Below are 16,779 nucleotides of genomic sequence, written 5' to 3' on the forward strand. Positions count from 1 at the left end.
CCCGGAACGAATCGTTCCAGGGAATTAAGCGTTGTATAGAACAACAACTACTTGATTAAGGCTGCGGTGAGCTTGCGGGCTTCGGCGTCGGCTTCAAGCACCTGGTCCAGCGTCAAGTGGCCCGTTACGTTCGGGGCACCGGCCATAATGGTTTCCACATGGCGCGGAATGTCGGTGAACTTCAGGTTACCCTTGAGGAAGGCATCTACCAGAACTTCGTTGGCGGCATTCATCATGGAGGGCACGATACCGCCGCGGCGGCCAGCTTCGAAGGCGAGGGCGAGGCAACGGAACTTGTTGAAGTCCGGTTCGAAGAAGGTGAGCTTTGCAAGGGTCGGCAAGTCGATGCGCTTGGTATCCAGCGGCAAGCGGTCGGGCCAAGTGAGAGCCACTTGAATCGGAATGCGCATGTCAGGAGCGCCGAGCTGGGCCATCAGGGAACCGTCGCGGAACTGCACCAGGGAATGCACCATGGACTGCGGGTGAACCACCACCTTGATCTGGTCATAAGGAATGTGGAACAAGAAGTGAGCTTCGAGCACTTCGAGGCCCTTGTTCATCATGGAAGCGGAGTCGATGGTAATCTTCTTGCCCATGCTCCACACCGGGTGATTGAGGGCGTCTGCCACGGTGATGTTTTCAAACTTTTCAATGGGCCATTCGCGGAAAGGGCCACCCGAAGCGGTGATTTCCAGGAATTCGACTTCGTGTTCGCGCTTGCCGCCTTCGAGGCACTGGAAAATGGCGCTGTGTTCAGAGTCGATCGGCGTAATGAAGGACTTCGGATTTTCAGCCAGCTTGTCCCAGATAACCGGGCCCGCCATGACCATGGTTTCTTTGTTTGCAAGAGCCACATGCTTGCCGTGTTCAATAGCGGTAATGGTCGGGAGGCAGCCCACGGCACCCATCAAGGAGTTGATGATGATGTCGGCCTTCGGGTCGGCGGCCAGTTCGCAAAGGCCTTCCATACCGGCCAGCACCTTCATGCCCAGTTCTTTTTCAAGTTCCTTCGCGGCATTCGGGTCGAACATGCACACGCGTTCAACCTTGTACTTGCGCACGATTTCGGCAACCTTGGCCACGCTGCTGTTAGCGGCAACGGCGTAGAGATTGAAAATATCAGAATGCTGGTGTATGACATCGACGCTAGAAGTACCGATAGAACCGGTGGCACCGAGAAGGACTACGTTTTTCATGTTAAGACCTCAAAATATTTTGACTATAAGATAAAAAATTGAGACCGCGGAATTTCAAATATCTATTATTTAGGCATGCTCCCGAACGATGTAAACGCCCTCATCAAAAAACTCTCCCCCTTCATGGAAGAGGATTCGGAGATTTTCCGTGAACTGATGACCTTTTTCGGGCAAGGCTCCAAGATAGACGTTCACCACGGCGACCTGTCCAAATTCCTGGGCCCCAAGCGCCTTTACCGCGTGATTCGCCTGAAGGGAGAAAGCTACAAGGACTGCGTTTACCAGCTGGTGGACAACTATCCGGAATCCATGGAAGCCTTGGGCATGCTGCGCTACTACAAGGCGCCTACAGGCCCCGTGCGTTGGGAAGAAGTGGAAGCCGCCGAAATTGCCATCGGCAAGGAGCTGACCATGGCTACCTACGGGTGGATGCCCGATGCATGGACTCTTTTTGAAAAAGGTCCGCAAGGCGATGAAGGCGGCGAGCATGAGCTGGTCGCGATCCTTGCATTCGATTTAGGGGAATAACCCGCCCTCTACTTAGGGCTTCAAGAATTCAAACAGCGTGATGCCGGGGAGTTTGCCCTTGCGGCTGGCCAGGTAATCCTTCAGCGGGAGTTCAATGACCTGCTTTTTCCAGGCGGCGTGACGCAGAACGGGGAATTCTCCGTTGCGGAAAACGACAAAGCCCGTATGGGTCGCATCCAGGTCATTTGCGCTTGCCACAAAGGCAACACCTGTCACCATGAGCGGGCCCTCATAAGGTTTGGAGGCCATTTCTACGGCGCGATTATAAGGCAAGTAGCGCAAGTCCATGGGAGCATCGGGAATGTCGTACTTGATCTTTTTCGCCCTGAAGAAATTCTGTTTGGGCATGGTACGCTTTACCACCGTATCGCCCGGCACCTGCATGGGGCGGGCATACTTGCCTTCGCCCACCCAGTCGGCCAGCAGGTAATGCTTGCGGTTCACGAAACCGATTTTACCGCCCTTGTAGCGGATCTTCTGCAGGGTGTTGAAGATTTCGTTTTCGCTAGGCGCAATCGCCATGGCAAGCACATGTTCCAGATAAGTCACGCAGTCCACCGAATCCATGTACACCAGCGGCTTGTTTTCGATGGGGTCAAGGTAGCTTTCGCCCATGGGGCCAAGCTTGTAGGGCGTACCCTTCATCATGCGCGAAAAGTACTCCAGCCTTGCGGTAAGGCCAGCCACATTCTGGGCCGCAAGCCACATCTGCTTCATTCTCATGAGGGAGCCGTAGTTGTCATTGGTGCGGTACACCAGTCGGCTCCATAAAGTATCCAGCACATCTTTCAGCTGGGCATCCGAATTCCGGCCAGTTTCATTCAGGTACATGGCCACCGCAAGGGTATCGCCCTCCAGGGTGTAAATGTAACCCACCAGGCCATGGACTTCGCCAATAAAGCCCGTCTTGAATCGGGTGAGCCAGGGGTAAGGCAAATCCAGCATACGCTTGCCGCCGGTACCGATTCCCGGGCCCGCAAAGCTGTTGATGTAAAAGCGACCCTTGGGATGGCGGGCCATCTTTGCCAGCAGTGTCGTCTCGGTAGAAGGTTTCACCTTGTTCTTGGGCGAAAGTCCGCAACCGTCCCACACTTCAAAATCCGTCGAATCGATTCCCATTTCGGCGAGGAATTTCATTTCGGCATTGCGGCCGCTTTCGACGCTACCCACGCCCGATTTCTGGGCGCCCAGGTTGCGAAAGATGGTTTCGGCATGCAGGTTCTGGCTGCGCTGATTGATTTCATCGAGAATGCTCAGGAAGGGCGCCGCCGAGAAAGAATAAGAGGCAATCTGGATTCCGTCCGGAACGTTATTCTGTTCCTTGAAAGTAATGCCGCGTTCCTTAAGGGCATGGGTAAAGGCCGCCTTGAAGTAAGCCACCGGATTGCGCACCGGGAGCACCAGCTGGCTGGAATCCACACCGATACCGATAGCACCGCCAATGGTAATTTCGGGCTTTGCGGAATCCAGGGCCCAAGTCCACTTGCGCTTTTTGCCTGGGACCGTCACCATTTCGTTTTTCAGGACAACATAACCTACATCGGGCAAAATCTCGGCACGGGCCAAGTCACCCACCTTCAAGCCCGGCTTGAAGCGGATCATGGTGCAGTTGTCATTAAAACCAAGGGGGGCAATTTCGGCACCGTACCAGGCATCATAAAAATTCTTGCGCCAGTGTTCGGCACGCCACGGGCCCTTGTAATAGCTGGAATCCAGCGTAATCTTGCCCGAAATGGAATCTACGCCCAAAGCGCGAATAGAATCGGCCATGGCATAAATGATATGGAAGGGGTCGGCATAGTAACGGCCCGAAAAATTCGGATCGCCGCCACCGCGGACATTGACTGTTCCGATAAAGGTCTTCTTGCGTACGCTACCGTTGAGGGAAACATCTGTCTTGGGAGCATAATCCAGCGGCAGGTAATGCACGGCAGCTGCCGTGGTAAGAGTCTTGAGGGTACTGGCGGGAGTAAATTTTTCGACGCCGCGAATATTTCCCAGTTCCTTGCCGGTCTTTACAGAGCGAATAGAAAGCCCGTAGCGGGAGCCCGGCACAACCGAGTCCACATACGTCTGGAAGGAATCCAGTCCAAATTGAGCCAAGACGATTGTAGAAAGCAAACAAACTAAGCAAAAAATTTTACGCATTATCATTCTCGAAATTTCGTCTAGTGCTTACGGATGCGGAACGCATAAATCAGCATCATGGCCACCGCCAGCACACCCAGAGAAATCACCACAATAAGGCGAACGCTCCATTCCGACTCCGCCTTAACGACACCCAGGCCCTTTGCGTATTTAAATTCGTCTACGGGCAACTGCAACGACGTACGGATGCGTTCTTTTACGGTCGCAGCCGCTTCCGGGTTCTTGTAGCCAAGGATGTCGTTGATTTTCTGATGGGTATCAAATACAAAGCGGGCAATCTCGTCGTTTACATCGGGAGCGTTTTTCAGCAGGCTCGCCGCAATGGCAGACACCATGCCGTTGACCGACATTTCGATTTCACTCCATTCCGGAATGTTCTGGGTGCTGCGGCCATGATTTTCAAGTCCCTCGATCAGGTGATTGTAGCGGGGGTCCTGCATCCAGATGCGAATCAAGCCCTTGTCGGGAGGAATAAAGCCGCACTGTCTGGAGTAGTAGTCAATGTTGTCGGCACGGAGCATGAACAGGAACAGGTCGTAGGCACGATTGCGCTTGATGGGGTTCGCATTCTTCGGCAAAGTCAAATGGCTGCCGCCCACAAAGCTGTGATTCCCGAAGGGACCCTTGGGGCCGCTAATGGTAATAATGCCGTCTTTTGCAAGAGGGCTGTCCATCAGGCCGCCGATATCGTTATCGAATTCAATCTTACGAATCAGTTCCGAGGTTCCAAAAATGATCAGCTGTTCGGCACGTACAAAGCGGTCTGCACTCTGGGCGGAATTTTCTTTCAGGTTATAGGGAGAAATTTCCAAGTCACGCAACAGCTTCAAGTAATGGCGCAGGCCTACCAACGTCAGGGAATCTGCCAGGGCGCTGCGATAGCCCTTTTCGGTATCCACCACGAAGTCACCGCCGAAATTCCAAAGGAAGGGAGACATCTGCTGGTAACCGGTCCAGTCGTCCTTGACGCCAAATTCAAAGGGAGCGACCTCCACACCCTGTCGGTTGACAACCTTCGCTTCTGATATGGCGCGCAACACGCCGTAGAACTTCGGGTAGGTCTCGATTTCGGAATCATGGAGACCCAGCTCAAGCCAAATGCGTTCGTTGGCGAAAAATCCACGGACATCCAGGAACCAGGGAATCGCGTACACCACGGTATCGCGACCGATGTGGGCCGACTTCATGGCCTCGGGATAAAAGCGGCTGGTATCCACCGCGTCCAGCAATTCCGTAACGGGGGTAATCATTCCCGCCTTGGCAAAGTAGGGAACCCAGGTAGAGCCCAGCTGCAACACATCCGGATAATCGTTGGCTTCGCCAGCCTCGTTCACCAGAGTCTTGTTGAGTTCGGCAAAGGCAGAGCCCCAGTCCAAAAAACGGATCTTTACCGGGACGCCACTCTGGCGCGTGTACTTCTTCATGAGCTTTTGAAGAGCCGTACCCGCATTAATATCCTGGTCCATCACCCACAGCACCAGCGTATCGGGGGGCGTAGGCATGGCCCTCAGTTCCGGCACAGCCTGAGCAGTCCCGCACAGGGCGAGACTCATCAAAAACAGAGCTATGCCGAAAATACGCTTTTTCATGGGTTTTATTCTAAGATACTAATTAACCGTTCCTTGATTACTGGGCTATTTTCAAAAAGTCTTCAAAGTAGCGCGGATAAGTCTTGTTGATGCAGGCGGGGTCCATGATCTTGATGGGGACGCCGCCCAGAGCCACCAGGCTAAAGCACATGGCCATGCGGTGATCGTTGTAAGTTTCGATGGTGGCGGGCTGCAAGCGAGCCGGGGGCGTAATGGTAATGGAATCGTTGGTTTCGCGGACTTCGGCACCCACCTTGCGGAGTTCAGCCGCCATGGCCGCAATACGGTCCGTTTCCTTGACACGCCAGCTGGCAATGCCCGAAATGGTCATGGGGGCGTCTGCAAACAGGGCGAGCACGGCAACGGTCATGGCCGCATCGGGAATTTCGATGGCGTTGAATTCGCCGAGGCTCTTGAGCTTGCCCTGGGGGCCCTCACATTCGACCCAGTCGGGGCCCATGGTCACCGTCGCGCCCATTTTCTTGATGACTTCGACAAAGGCAATATCGCCCTGGCGGCATTCGGAACCTACGCCCAGCACGCGCACCTTGCCGCCGGCAATGGCTGCCGCAGCCAGGGGGTAACTGGCAGAGCTCGCATCGCCTTCTACCATGTAGTCGCCCGGAGACTTGTAAACGCCCTTGGGCACATAAAAATCCTTAAGGTCGGCATGCTTGACTTCGATGCCGAAATGCTTCATGACGTCCAGCGTCAAAAGAATATAGGGGGCAGAAATCAGTTCGCCATCCACATGAATGTGGAGCGGAGATTCTGCATAGGGGGCGCAAATCAAGAGAGCCGTCAGGTACTGGCTAGAAATGTTGCCGCGAACCGTGACAGAGCCGCCCTTGAGGCCGTGGGCGTTAATGCACACCGGCGGGAAACCATCCGTTTCCATGTAGTCGATATCGGCACCCAGCATGCGGAGGGCATCCACCAAGTCGCGGATGGGGCGTTCCTTCATGCGTTCTTCGCCGCTCAAATGGAATACGCCGCGACCGAGAGCAAGGGCTGCGCACAAGGAGCGCATGGCCGTGCCCGCATTGCCTAGGTAAAGGCCTGCCACATAGTTGTCGTTTTCTACCAAGACAGAGGGAGCGTCAATAGGGGCACCATTGCCTTCGATAACGGCTTCGGTAAAGTCTTCGGTCATATCGGCCTTGACTCCGAGCGCCTTGAGGGCCTCACCCATGTAGCGGGTATCGTCGCTCTTCAACAAGTTGTGCAAACGGGTGGTACCTTCGGCCAGGGCAGACACCAAAAGCACACGGTTGGTTATACTCTTGGAACCCGGGACACGAAGTTCACCGTTATAAGACGACAAAGCGGGAATCTGAATATGACTAGGGCGAAAAAAAGGTGTATCCATGCCGATAAATTTATAAATTAAATAAGCTAATAGATAAACGGAGCATTAAATGATGAGCGAAATCACAGACCTCAAATTCACCGTCCGCTTTTCGGACTGCGACGAGTACGGCAGGCTTAAACTGTCGCGCCTGTTCCAGTTCATGGAAGAAGCCGCCATTACCGACGCCGAACGGAACGGATTTGGCCTGTGGCAAATGATGAAGGCGGGCTACACCTCGGCCATTACGCGCATGAAGGTCCGCATCAACCACACCCCGCTCATGGGAGAATCCCTCAGCGTTTCTACCTGGATCAAGGAAATCTACAAGGACAAGGTTGTCCTCAAGGATTACGCCGTCGTCGATAGCCAGGGCCACGCCCTTGCCGAAGGCACTTCGTCCTGGATTCTGGTGAACCTGAAGACCGGCTTCGCCGAGCCCCCCTCCAACAGTCCGTTCCCCTTCCCCATCCAGCTCGAAAAGAGCGCCCTGCCCGAAATGCTGCAGGTGTTGCCCATGGGCCAGGATCCTCAATTAGTTTATACGGAACATGCCCGCAACAGCGACTTGGACCTGAACCACCACGTAAACCACTGCCGTTACGTGGAATGGATCCTCGATTGCCTCAGCAAAGAGGAACTCAAGGAACGCGGCATCCGCTCGCTGCAGCTGAACTTCGTGAACCAGGTGCCCCTGGGTGCCAACGTGAACATTATCCGCTTCAAGGACACGAACCACCATGCCGTATTCTTCGGCATGAACGCCGACATGGAAAAGAGCCCCACCACCAACCGTTGCCATTTCCAGGCCCGCGTGGGTTTCAGGGAATAGCATCAGGGAATAACCAGCCCCACTCCCGGCCACATTTCAAAGGGAAATACAGGCTAAACAGAGGTTTCAGCCTAATTTAGCCTGTACAAATCCCTCCGCTGACGGGGAAAATTGTTACATGCAGCAATTTGTACAGGCCAAGAGCATGTTAAACCACATTTTGGCCCGTACCGCCGCCACCATTCGCAACTTTTCAAGCCATTTTTCCGCATTTTGTACAGGCCAACAGCAGCTTTTGGCACATTCAGCCTGTACAACTAGCATTTTGAGACTCAAGTCTCTATTTATCACTTATTTGCTCATAGCAAATACTGTTTCACAATCCTTTCTACGCGAGTCGCATCCAGAGGCACTTCTGACGACTCCATTGATATAATTAGATTCTTCCCTAGAAAGAATCCATTGGCTTCAAAACAATTTATTTTCCAAGCCACTTGCGAAGAATATTCCGCAACATCCATCATGCCAAAATGCTCCCATATAAATTCGTGACGCAAACGTACGTTTAAACAAGTGAAATCAGGATAAATTTTCATAGACTTTTGCGAATTCTTTGCATTTCCCTTAATAGTCAGGGGACATTCATATTTATAAGGAATTTTCAGCCGATACAGCGTATCCGCAATCATAGCTTCTGATTTTGAACGAACTCGCTCCCCGCGAAGAGTCCTTATTTCCGGAATTTCCTCGTCAAATTTCTTACCTTCATAAGCAGTAGAAATCCATTGCGTCACATAAATATCTTCAGGCATCCAAACGGGCTCAACCAATTTGCGTCGTCCCTCATGCAAATCGACATACATTTTTTCCAAGTTACAAGAAGCAATTTTTTTCATAAAGCGTTCGATTGTCAACAATTGCCGCTTCATTTCGGGCAATGCCTTTTGGTCATATTCCTTTTGTGCAAGCGCCTTTGCGCGAGCAACATCTTTCACGGGAATATACTTTCCATGTTCAGTCGTCCCTTTGGCAACATGGAACCACTGCATTTGATTCTTTCTTCTTGATATACGAAGACGTCCCGAAGGCGCTTTCTTCAGTGATTTTTCCTTTGCGGAAATCCATGACTGAAGTTGGTCGACAACCGTCTGAAGAGACGGCAATAAATTTTGAGCACATGAAAGGTCTTTCACTTATATTATTCCTTTTTAAAGCGTGATTAATTAAAGATTGGTACAGGCCAAACACATAAACTTAATGCGTTCAACCTGTAACTTTTCCTGTTTTCCAACAAAATTTCCAGCCAATTTCCAGCATCGTACAGGCTATGCAAGACATTTTTCATATTTAGTCTGCACTCTACAGCGTTTTTCCTCATTCTATTTGCCATTGGTACAGGCCAAACAAATGCTGTTCGCGTTTCTAGTCTGTACAGCCACCTTCTCCCGCAACTTTTCAGGCCATTTTTTCGCATTTCGTACAGGCCAAAGCACTGATTTCGACCCCTAAGCCTGTATACACCCCTCTCATCCACTAGCACACCACCAACCGTTGCCATTTCCAGGCCCGCGTGGGTTTCAGGGAATAGCTTCAGGGAATAACCAGCCCCACTCCCGGCCACATTTCAAAGCTGAAACTCCCGTGCAAGTCGGTGCGGTAGATTGCCGTTGAATCGCCCGTGATTAGCCGAAGCTTGTTCACCACCTCGTCTTTGGGGTGGCCGTAACGATTGTTTTTACCGACCCCGATGGCGGCATACCTGGGGGACACTTGCGCCAGGAACTTCAAGGTGCTGCTGCCCGCCGAGCCGTGATGCCCCACCTGCAAAAGATCCGCCGACAAGTCGTGGGAAAGTTCCATCAGGCGGTTTTCGCCCACGGAATCCAGGTCGCCCATCAACAAAAACGAACTTTCGCGCCCTGCCAGTGGCCCCGTCATAGCCCCCATCAGCACCACGCTGGCCCGATTTTCGCCAAATCTCCCATAACTGACGGGCCACAGGCATTCCAGCCTGAAATTCTCCGCAAAAAACACCGTGTCGCCGCGGACCAGGGTATCCACCGGAATCTTGTACCGCCGCGCCACCGTGAAAACGCTATCGCCCACAAAGCCCACCGCGGTGTCCGCCCCCACCAGCAGGCGCCCCACCTTGAGCCGCCCCGACTTCAGGGCCGCCCCCATTTCCATAAAGCCACCGCCGTGGTCCCGGTGAAAATGGCTCACCAGCACCCAGTCGAGCGACTTGACGCCCCTCGCCGCAAGGGAATCCACCAGTCCGGCGGAGTCGGGTCCCGTGTCGTACAGGGCATACCGTCCCCCGTTTTCCAGCAGCACGGCAAGCCCCTGCCCCACATCCAGAAACGTGATCCGTACCGGTTCCGGGCCCCCACTCCAACCGGAATCGTAAGTGCAGGCCGACAGAAGCAGGCCAAACAAGGCGCTCCAAAGGACCCCGCAAAGCAAAATCCACAGGAAAATGCAGCGGTTCGATTTTCTTGTAACGGGCATATAACAGCATCCTTTTATGAAAGGTTCCTCTTATATACACGCCAAAATCCGCAAAACAGGGATTTTTTAACAGTTTTTGGATTGCCACGTCGCGTTCGCTCCTCGCAATGACGTTCTTTTTTGCTATCTTTACGCCTAACACTCGAGGTTTTTATGCAATTACCTAAGTACAAAAAGAAAAAGCGTATCAAGTTGAAAGTCTGTCAGGAACCCGGCTGCGGCCGCGAATTCTGGGGCCACCCGATCGCCAAGTACTGCGAATTGCACCGCGACATCAAGCAGCGCCAGAAGCAGAAGAAGGATGTGGACAACATCGAGTCCAAGAACATCATCTTCCGCCACAACTACACCGAGTCCATGGACCTCACCTTCAAGTGCTGTCTCGAAGGCTGCAACGAGCTGTTCACTATCCGCGTGTTCCCCAAGCAGTACATTTACCCCCGTTTCTGCGAAGAACACCGCAACGATTTTAAGCGCGCAAACTACCTGCGCATCATCTCAAAGATGAAAAACGACTAAAAATCGGGCTTTTTCGTAAAAAATTGGACCGCCACCCTTGAAAATCGGGGTGGCTTTTTTATATTTGGGCTCACAATCATGGTGGGTGTAGCTCAATTGGTTAGAGTCCCAGATTGTGATTCTGGATGTTGTCGGTTCGAGTCCGGTCACCCACCCTTAAAAAAGACCTCGCATTCGCGGGGTCTTTTTTTGTTCTTATGGAGGAAACAAAAGCGTTTTTAATCGTCTTCTTTTTTCGCGGGAATGTAGGGCTTATCAAGCGAATTGAGCTTGACATAGACTTCTACATAAGCCGTACGCTCTTCAACATCCGGGGCCACCCCAATGGTATATCGAATCGCATATCCCGCAACAGCACGAATCTTATCCGAATCAAACTCATACGCCTCCCCAACACAAATGGTATCAAGCCAGATTTCATAATGAACGTTCGGATATCGAGGATCGTCCCACTCATCGCCATCCCATATTCTAGTATCATGTATCAACACGCTTCGTCCTTTATAAAGATCATCGACACCATACTCTGCTTTAAAGGCGTCCTCATCCATCAAATATTCGTCAGCATTCGTTTCTTTATCATCTCGATAAACACCCTGACAACATTCTTTATACAAAGTTTCAGGAGTTTTCTCTTCAAGAACATAATGGTAAATCAGGTCGTGTAAATCCTGCCATTCCTTCGTATGGCCGGGCGTTTTCGAGGATGATTCATCCTTTTCAGGATCATAGAACGCTTCGGCATAGGCTTCTACATATTTTTCAAATTCGGGAACCGATTCCGTGTATTCCCATCCGGCAATATTTTTGCGAATTGTTTCCAATTGGCCGTTTTCTTTGGCTGAATGAGCCCAATTGGCAATTTTGGTTTTCATTTCAGCATCCCACTCGCCCGTTTTGGTATAAGATTTCCTTAACGAGTCTACACTATAAGTAAGATGCGCATTCTTTTCTGATTCCGTCTGCGCCGTCAGGAGCACACTCGCCGCCAAAAGCGCCGCATTGCCATCCCCTGGCTTAAGGATATCCAAGTCTGCAAAATCACCGATATCGTCTTTAATGTCAAACAGCGCAAGGATTTCTTTTTTCGCCAGAGCCTTTGCTTCCGCCACAGGCATTTTCTTTTCTTCCACAAGATACATTATGCGGTCGTATTCAAGCTGCGTAAACACGTTAATATTCACAGTGCTGCGATTTTCCAAATTAACAAAGGCGTGCAGCAATACTTCTTTCTTCGACTTTGCCCCAGTATGTTCATCTAGATAATAACCCTCCACTTTGATTTTAGCGCACGAAGAAGCCATGTTAAGATTTTCAACATTGTACACTCCGTTTTCCATATCAATACGAGCATTCCAAAACTTTTCGTCACCACTCGTTCTTCTTAATGTTTCGCAATCAACTTCTCCCACCCAAACCGAACCGTCAATAAACGGGCCCTTCTGAGCAACGCCACTCAACGCCTTATTCTCGACCGCATATTCCTTGGAATCTTCAGAACTCGAAGAAACAGCCTTTTCAGAGTCAGAGGATTCTGCCTTTTCGGAACTTGAAGATTCGATTTTCTCGTTCTTTTCGGAACTCGAAGACTTCCCTTTTTTATCTTTGCCCGCAATCGAAGACGAAGAAGTGCCCTCGTCGTCACCGGATTCCACGTCCTCGATATATTCTTCCGAGTCTTCCCCGGCAACACCGCTGCTTTCGCTGGAGCAGCCCGTTACCACCAGAGCCATACTGACGGCTGCCAACGCCGTGATTTTTCCAAGTTTATTTTTCATTTTCTACCTTCTTTTTGTGTTTAAGGTTAATCCTGTTTTGCCCTATACCTTACCGGGATCCATATTGAAAGATTTCCTTCAAGCCCCAAAGACTGGCAAAAATATCTAACATCGTATATTGCGTACATTTCGACGTAAATCTCCGGCCAATTCGTCCCCACCAATATGGAATCCAATCCTGCTTTAAAGCGGCATTCCGGTTTATTGAGATTAGTCCAATTAAAACCTTCCCACAGAATTTCATCTTCATAAAGCCTATCCGTTAAATGCTGATCATAACCATCATATTGATATTCGGCAACGAAATCATCCTTAGGCATTCTATACTCATCAAGTCTTAAAATTTTGTCGGAGCGATCCAGTCTGAAAGAACGAGTTTCATGCAAATATTGAATCGAATTATTCTCCACTACGGACGTAACAGAATCTCTGATGATTTCCCATTCCTTTGCATTGTTTAGTTCAACCGATTCAGGCTCAGCAGATTCAATCGGTTCGATCTTTTCTTCAGAGTTTGAAGGTTCAGCCTGTTCAGTTTTTTCTTCTGAGGGATCTGTGGTTTCAGCCGGATCTGTCTTTTCTTCAGGTTCAGCTTTGTTCGGTTCAGTAGGTTCTTCAGGTGCGGCAACATCGCTAGATTCAGCCGGTTCTTCTGTTTCTGGAGTGGTTGTCGGCTTTTCTTCGGCTTCAGTATTTTCTTCGGCTTCGGCCGGTTCCTGTTCTTCAGATTCAGAGGTTTCAACTTCTTCTTCCGATGTTTCTTTACCCTTTGAAGATTCCTCGACCTCCGAAGATTCGATTTGTTCGTCGTTGCCGGATTCCACGACTTCGGAGTTTTCGTTCGCATCGATTGCATCCATGCTGTCGCCATCAACAGAGCAGCCTGTCACCACCAGAGCCGTGCACAAGTACATTGCCGATACAGACAACAGGCCTGCGCCAAGAACTTCGTACCATTTATTTTTCATTTTTTCTTCCTTCTTTGTTGGAGTGTTTTGTATTCCTCACACCTACAAATATAGGCTTTTTAACCAATCTAGAATACAAAATCATCATTTTTCTTTAAATTTTACCATTTTTAATGTTTTTATAAAATTTTAGGCAAGTTGGGATACAAAAGTTGTGTTCTTGGAATACAGAGTCTAAGCCACTCCATTCCATACGAAAAAGACCTCGCATTCGCGGGGTCTTTTTCGTAGGTCGGAGCGTTTTTTGACCTAATTAATCTTTTATGCAACGGACAGGGTAGCCAGATTTTTTTTCATATCCATGCAAGCCTACTTCGCCCCCTTTAGACACAGACAAAGCTACCACAAGTTCATATTCTAGATGATCTCTGATAAAAAGTTCTTCCGAATTCCAATAGTCATCCGTCGAACTCCATATATACCCATACTCGCCATCATCGTCATAAATATACTCGCCAATATCCATATAAGCCACCGGAATTCTTTTGCGGCCAGAAGGGAGGAACGAAAAACCGTAAGGATTTTGTTCATACAAGGTACTAGAAGCATTAAGCGCATCTCCGGCATCATTTACCCCACCAACCGCGAGCACCAATTCATAGAGTTCATCACGATTCGGTATATGCCAGCCAGCAGGGCAAACACCGCGTACAGGGAAAGTCGGAGTACAAACAACACCGTAGCCACAGCCTTTACCGTTTTCGCTCCATGTCGCAGCACTATCCATGGCCGCGCTCCAAAAATACAGGCGACCATACTTTGCGCAATATTTCAAGGAATCATTGTAGCAGAAACTGGTAGAATCCAAACTATCCGATGGTTGCAAAGAAGCATAATTCAAATTTTCCGCCATCCACCACTGTTTGCCAATTTTCACAGTCTTGTAAGTTTGACCGTCGCGGTCATCAGTCAAAGTTCCATACTCGCAATCATCCGAACCTCTTCTATTGCAAACCCGAGCAACCTCGATGCTGCTAGACGAATTCACCGAAGCAACAGAACTGCTGGAACTAGGCTCAACATCCATCATACAGCGAATAGATTTACTTATAGATTTATGATCAAGGAATGTAGCCGCATACTCGTTCGTATCCACATGTATGCCATACGCATAGCTAGTGCTTTCATCACTAGAAGTCCAGAAGAAACCTTCTCGTCCCTCAAATTGGAACACTCCACTCTCATTCTTGAAACCAGCAGGCAACGCAGTAAAGGAATAGTCATCCGTGCCGTTATGTCCTCCATCCCAACCAGTTGTTGATTTAAGCTTTCCGCCCGCTTCCCATCTTTCTCCAACCAGTTCGATTAGCGAGACAAACTCCTCTACGCTCGGCAAATGCCACCCTGTCGGGCAAGCATTCAACGCATCTTTCCAAGCATAAAGATGACCATATTTATCACAATAGCTCGCACTGTCATTATAGCAGTAACTGTTCGGCGTTTCGTAGTTCAAGTTTTCCGCCATCCACACTTGGCCACCGATTTTAGTCGTTCTATAAGTCCTTCCGTCGCGCAGGTCCTTGAGCGTATTTGCAGCCGCATCGTACCTACTGCCCGCATCCGCCTTTACGGAACTGCTACTAGAAGACGAGTTCACCGAGTCAGCCGGAGAGACCGAGCTGCTGGATTGCTTCGTTTCACTTCCAATGACGTCACTGGAGGAAGATCCTTCGACTTCGCTCAGGATGACACTGTCGCCATCCGCGGAAGTAACTACGGGAATGTACTTCTCGAATGCAGGGATGGAATCTCCATAGCCCAAGCCTTCGATATTCTTGCGGATAGAATCAAGTTTTCCGTTTGCCGAAGCTTCCGCAACCCATTCCGCAATCGCCTTTTTCGTTTCAGAGTCTTTCCACTCGCCGCTTTCGGCAAAGGAATCGTCAAAATTGTCGAGGCGCTTGGCAAGTGCGGTTTCATCGGCATCCCCCTGCATTATCACGCTTACGGCCAGGAGCGCGGCGTTACCGTCGCCCGACTCAAAGATATTCAGGTTTTCAAATTCATCGACTTCGTCCTTGATATCGAAGGCGGCAAGAACTTCCTTTTCGGCCTGGACTTTTGCCTTGGCCAAGGTTTTGCTCTTTTCTTTCACAAGATACATCATGCGTTCGTACGCCAGATTCGTAAGCAAGTTGACGTTTACATTCTCGCGATCCTTGAGGTCGGTCAATGCGCGGAGCGTCAGTTCGCCCTTCGTCTTCTTGCCGGTAACTTCGTTCAGGTACCTACCCGTCACCTCGACCACTGCGCAAGAGGTATCCAATGCAACGCTGTCAAGAGCAAAGTCGCCCTTGTCACTCTTGATTGCACCCTCGAAAACCTGGTCCGTGAATTCCAGCGTCTTACAGTCAATGCCACGAACCGTCACGGCAGAGCCCTTCACGAACGGGCCCTTCTGGGCAACGCCCGCCACGTCGGCCACAAAGCCGGCATCTTCAGTGACACCGCCCGAAACGCGTTCTTCATCGTCGCTGGAGCATGCGGCAAACAGCACCGACATTCCCACAAACGCAGAAACAAACAAGTTACTCTTCATGATCTCCATCCTTTTTTGTCGCAACCTTGCCGTCTTTCTTTAAACATACACTCATCGGGAACAATTGCAAGTTCAGGCGGTACACTTGCTCCGTGTCATCGTCTTCGGTCACGATGGCCATAATGCGGCGACGACAATCTGCAAGTTCCTTCCTAATGCGTTCGTAAGCGCGGCGGGTAATTCCCATGGTAAGGCCCGACATGTCGCGTTCCGAAAGAGGCAAACTCAGCGCCTTGACGGCGAATTCAGCCATCTGGCGCTGCAAATCGCGGGCCGCCACGGGCACGGCGTCTACAGAGCCCATCGAAATGGCCTTGTCCGTCTGGTGGTAATTCCCGTCCTTGTCTTTTTTGAGGAGCTTGGCACGCAGCAAAAAGTCCAAGGTCTCGGAGACCTCGGCTGCGGTAATCGGCTGCTTGCAAGCCTTCGCCATTTCAAGCGGCTTTGCACCGGGCATGTGAGGAGCAAGCTCTCGCAGCACCGGGTTTTTCCACGATTTAAAATACTTGAACTCTTCGTCCCCCAGCACACGTACCTTGTGAGCCATGGCCAAAGCGCAGCGCTCTTCGAACGCGGCACGCTTCGCCTCGTCCCCCTTCGCATGCGCATATGAAACCATCAGCACAAAGTACGTGTGTTCAAACCCCACCAACCCCATAGCACTCGCTACGGAACCTGCAGCCCCTACGCTCAGGTTTTTCTTCCCCTCACAGACATACTTCAGATAAACCGCCGACGAAAACCCTGCGTCTCGCGCAAAATCTCGCCAGGTAAACGCTGAAGTGCGCTTACGTTCATCGTAGTAGTCCTGGATGAACTTGCGGTAATCTGTGTATTCTACGATCTCCTTCATGGATACAAATATAGACTAATTGCATAATCTCGG

Annotated in this window: 13 protein-coding genes and 1 tRNA gene; 4 read left to right on the forward strand and 10 right to left on the reverse strand. The window is 50.6% G+C overall.

The annotated features are described in order from the left end of the window. Window positions 1-47: 47 nt before the first annotated feature. A complete protein-coding gene (gene dxr, locus ACJMNB_RS07160; protein WP_405340627.1) occupies window positions 48-1,196 on the reverse strand; it encodes a 1-deoxy-D-xylulose-5-phosphate reductoisomerase in 1,149 nt (382 codons plus the stop codon). A gap of 75 nt (window positions 1,197-1,271) precedes the next feature. Here dxr and ACJMNB_RS07165 point away from each other — a divergent pair, with 75 nt between their 5' ends. After that, entirely contained in the window at window positions 1,272-1,724 is a 453-nt protein-coding gene (locus tag ACJMNB_RS07165) for a hypothetical protein (RefSeq protein ID WP_405340630.1), read from the forward strand. A 12-nt stretch (window positions 1,725-1,736) separates the two neighbouring features. On the opposite strand, the gene dacB is transcribed toward ACJMNB_RS07165, so the two are convergent. From dacB to aroA, 3 genes are read right to left on the reverse strand one after another with little or no spacing between them, the layout of a single operon-like run. After that, on the reverse strand, window positions 1,737-3,845 hold the full coding sequence (gene dacB / locus ACJMNB_RS07170; protein ID WP_405340633.1) for a D-alanyl-D-alanine carboxypeptidase/D-alanyl-D-alanine-endopeptidase: 2,109 nt from the start codon (window positions 3,843-3,845) through the stop codon (window positions 1,737-1,739). Between the two features lie 47 nt (window positions 3,846-3,892). Further along, on the reverse strand, window positions 3,893-5,461 hold the full coding sequence (locus ACJMNB_RS07175; protein ID WP_405340636.1) for an extracellular solute-binding protein: 1,569 nt from the start codon (window positions 5,459-5,461) through the stop codon (window positions 3,893-3,895). Between the two features lie 37 nt (window positions 5,462-5,498). Then, window positions 5,499-6,830: a 3-phosphoshikimate 1-carboxyvinyltransferase gene (gene aroA / locus ACJMNB_RS07180; protein WP_405340639.1), complete on the reverse strand. Its 1,332-nt coding sequence runs from the start codon at window positions 6,828-6,830 to the stop codon at window positions 5,499-5,501. A 49-nt stretch (window positions 6,831-6,879) separates the two neighbouring features. On the opposite strand from aroA, the gene ACJMNB_RS07185 reads away from it, so the two are divergent. Continuing rightward, window positions 6,880-7,641, forward strand: a complete 762-nt coding sequence (locus tag ACJMNB_RS07185) for an acyl-[acyl-carrier-protein] thioesterase (protein ID WP_405340641.1) — start codon at window positions 6,880-6,882, stop codon at window positions 7,639-7,641. Between the two features lie 299 nt (window positions 7,642-7,940). Here the strand turns inward: ACJMNB_RS07185 and ACJMNB_RS07190 are convergent, their stop codons facing one another. Together ACJMNB_RS07190 and ACJMNB_RS07195 are read right to left on the reverse strand one after the other, a co-directional pair. Beyond that, window positions 7,941-8,774 carry a hypothetical protein gene (locus ACJMNB_RS07190; RefSeq protein WP_405340644.1) on the reverse strand — a complete coding sequence of 278 codons (834 nt, stop codon included), beginning with the start codon at window positions 8,772-8,774 and terminating at the stop codon, window positions 7,941-7,943. A 397-nt stretch (window positions 8,775-9,171) separates the two neighbouring features. Continuing rightward, a complete protein-coding gene (locus ACJMNB_RS07195) occupies window positions 9,172-10,089 on the reverse strand; it encodes a ComEC/Rec2 family competence protein (RefSeq protein WP_405340647.1) in 918 nt (305 codons plus the stop codon). Window positions 10,090-10,242: 153 nt separating this feature from the next. Here ACJMNB_RS07195 and ACJMNB_RS07200 point away from each other — a divergent pair, with 153 nt between their 5' ends. Then, window positions 10,243-10,608 (forward strand): hypothetical protein, encoded by a 366-nt coding sequence (locus ACJMNB_RS07200; RefSeq protein ID WP_405340650.1) that lies wholly within the window; start codon window positions 10,243-10,245, stop codon window positions 10,606-10,608. An 81-nt stretch (window positions 10,609-10,689) separates the two neighbouring features. After that, window positions 10,690-10,763, forward strand: a tRNA-His gene (locus ACJMNB_RS07205). Between the two features lie 63 nt (window positions 10,764-10,826). Here the strand turns inward: ACJMNB_RS07205 and ACJMNB_RS07210 are convergent. The 4 genes from ACJMNB_RS07210 to ACJMNB_RS07225 form a co-directional block, all read right to left on the reverse strand. After that, entirely contained in the window at window positions 10,827-12,386 is a 1,560-nt protein-coding gene (locus tag ACJMNB_RS07210; protein WP_405340653.1) for a hypothetical protein, read from the reverse strand. A 26-nt stretch (window positions 12,387-12,412) separates the two neighbouring features. Beyond that, window positions 12,413-13,354: a hypothetical protein gene (locus ACJMNB_RS07215; protein ID WP_405340656.1), complete on the reverse strand. Its 942-nt coding sequence runs from the start codon at window positions 13,352-13,354 to the stop codon at window positions 12,413-12,415. Between the two features lie 253 nt (window positions 13,355-13,607). Next, window positions 13,608-15,893 (reverse strand): fibrobacter succinogenes major paralogous domain-containing protein, encoded by a 2,286-nt coding sequence (locus ACJMNB_RS07220; RefSeq protein WP_405340659.1) that lies wholly within the window; start codon window positions 15,891-15,893, stop codon window positions 13,608-13,610. After that, window positions 15,883-16,746: a TIGR02147 family protein gene (locus tag ACJMNB_RS07225; RefSeq protein ID WP_405340662.1), complete on the reverse strand. Its 864-nt coding sequence runs from the start codon at window positions 16,744-16,746 to the stop codon at window positions 15,883-15,885. The genes ACJMNB_RS07220 and ACJMNB_RS07225 overlap by 11 nt, the downstream gene beginning before the upstream one ends. Window positions 16,747-16,779: the final 33 nt, after the last annotated feature.

It is taken from the genome of Fibrobacter sp. (genome assembly GCF_045131395.1).
Classification (GTDB): Bacteria; Fibrobacterota; Fibrobacteria; order Fibrobacterales; family Fibrobacteraceae; genus Fibrobacter.

Bases quoted from the DNA above. Each gene is read 5' to 3' on its own strand.
- dxr (WP_405340627.1), bottom strand. From the start codon at position 1,196: ATGAAAAACGTAGTCCTTCTCGGTGCCACCGGTTCTATCGGTACTTCT.
- ACJMNB_RS07165 (WP_405340630.1), top strand. From the start codon at position 1,272: ATGCTCCCGAACGATGTAAACGCCCTCATCAAAAAACTCTCCCCCTTC.
- ACJMNB_RS07175 (WP_405340636.1), bottom strand. From the start codon at position 5,461: ATGAAAAAGCGTATTTTCGGCATAGCTCTGTTTTTGATGAGTCTCGCC.
- aroA (WP_405340639.1), bottom strand. From the start codon at position 6,830: ATGGATACACCTTTTTTTCGCCCTAGTCATATTCAGATTCCCGCTTTG.
- ACJMNB_RS07185 (WP_405340641.1), top strand. From the start codon at position 6,880: ATGATGAGCGAAATCACAGACCTCAAATTCACCGTCCGCTTTTCGGAC.
- ACJMNB_RS07195 (WP_405340647.1), bottom strand. From the start codon at position 10,089: ATGCCCGTTACAAGAAAATCGAACCGCTGCATTTTCCTGTGGATTTTG.
- ACJMNB_RS07200 (WP_405340650.1), top strand. From the start codon at position 10,243: ATGCAATTACCTAAGTACAAAAAGAAAAAGCGTATCAAGTTGAAAGTC.
- ACJMNB_RS07210 (WP_405340653.1), bottom strand. From the start codon at position 12,386: ATGAAAAATAAACTTGGAAAAATCACGGCGTTGGCAGCCGTCAGTATG.
- ACJMNB_RS07215 (WP_405340656.1), bottom strand. From the start codon at position 13,354: ATGAAAAATAAATGGTACGAAGTTCTTGGCGCAGGCCTGTTGTCTGTA.
- ACJMNB_RS07220 (WP_405340659.1), bottom strand. From the start codon at position 15,893: ATGAAGAGTAACTTGTTTGTTTCTGCGTTTGTGGGAATGTCGGTGCTG.
- ACJMNB_RS07225 (WP_405340662.1), bottom strand. From the start codon at position 16,746: ATGAAGGAGATCGTAGAATACACAGATTACCGCAAGTTCATCCAGGAC.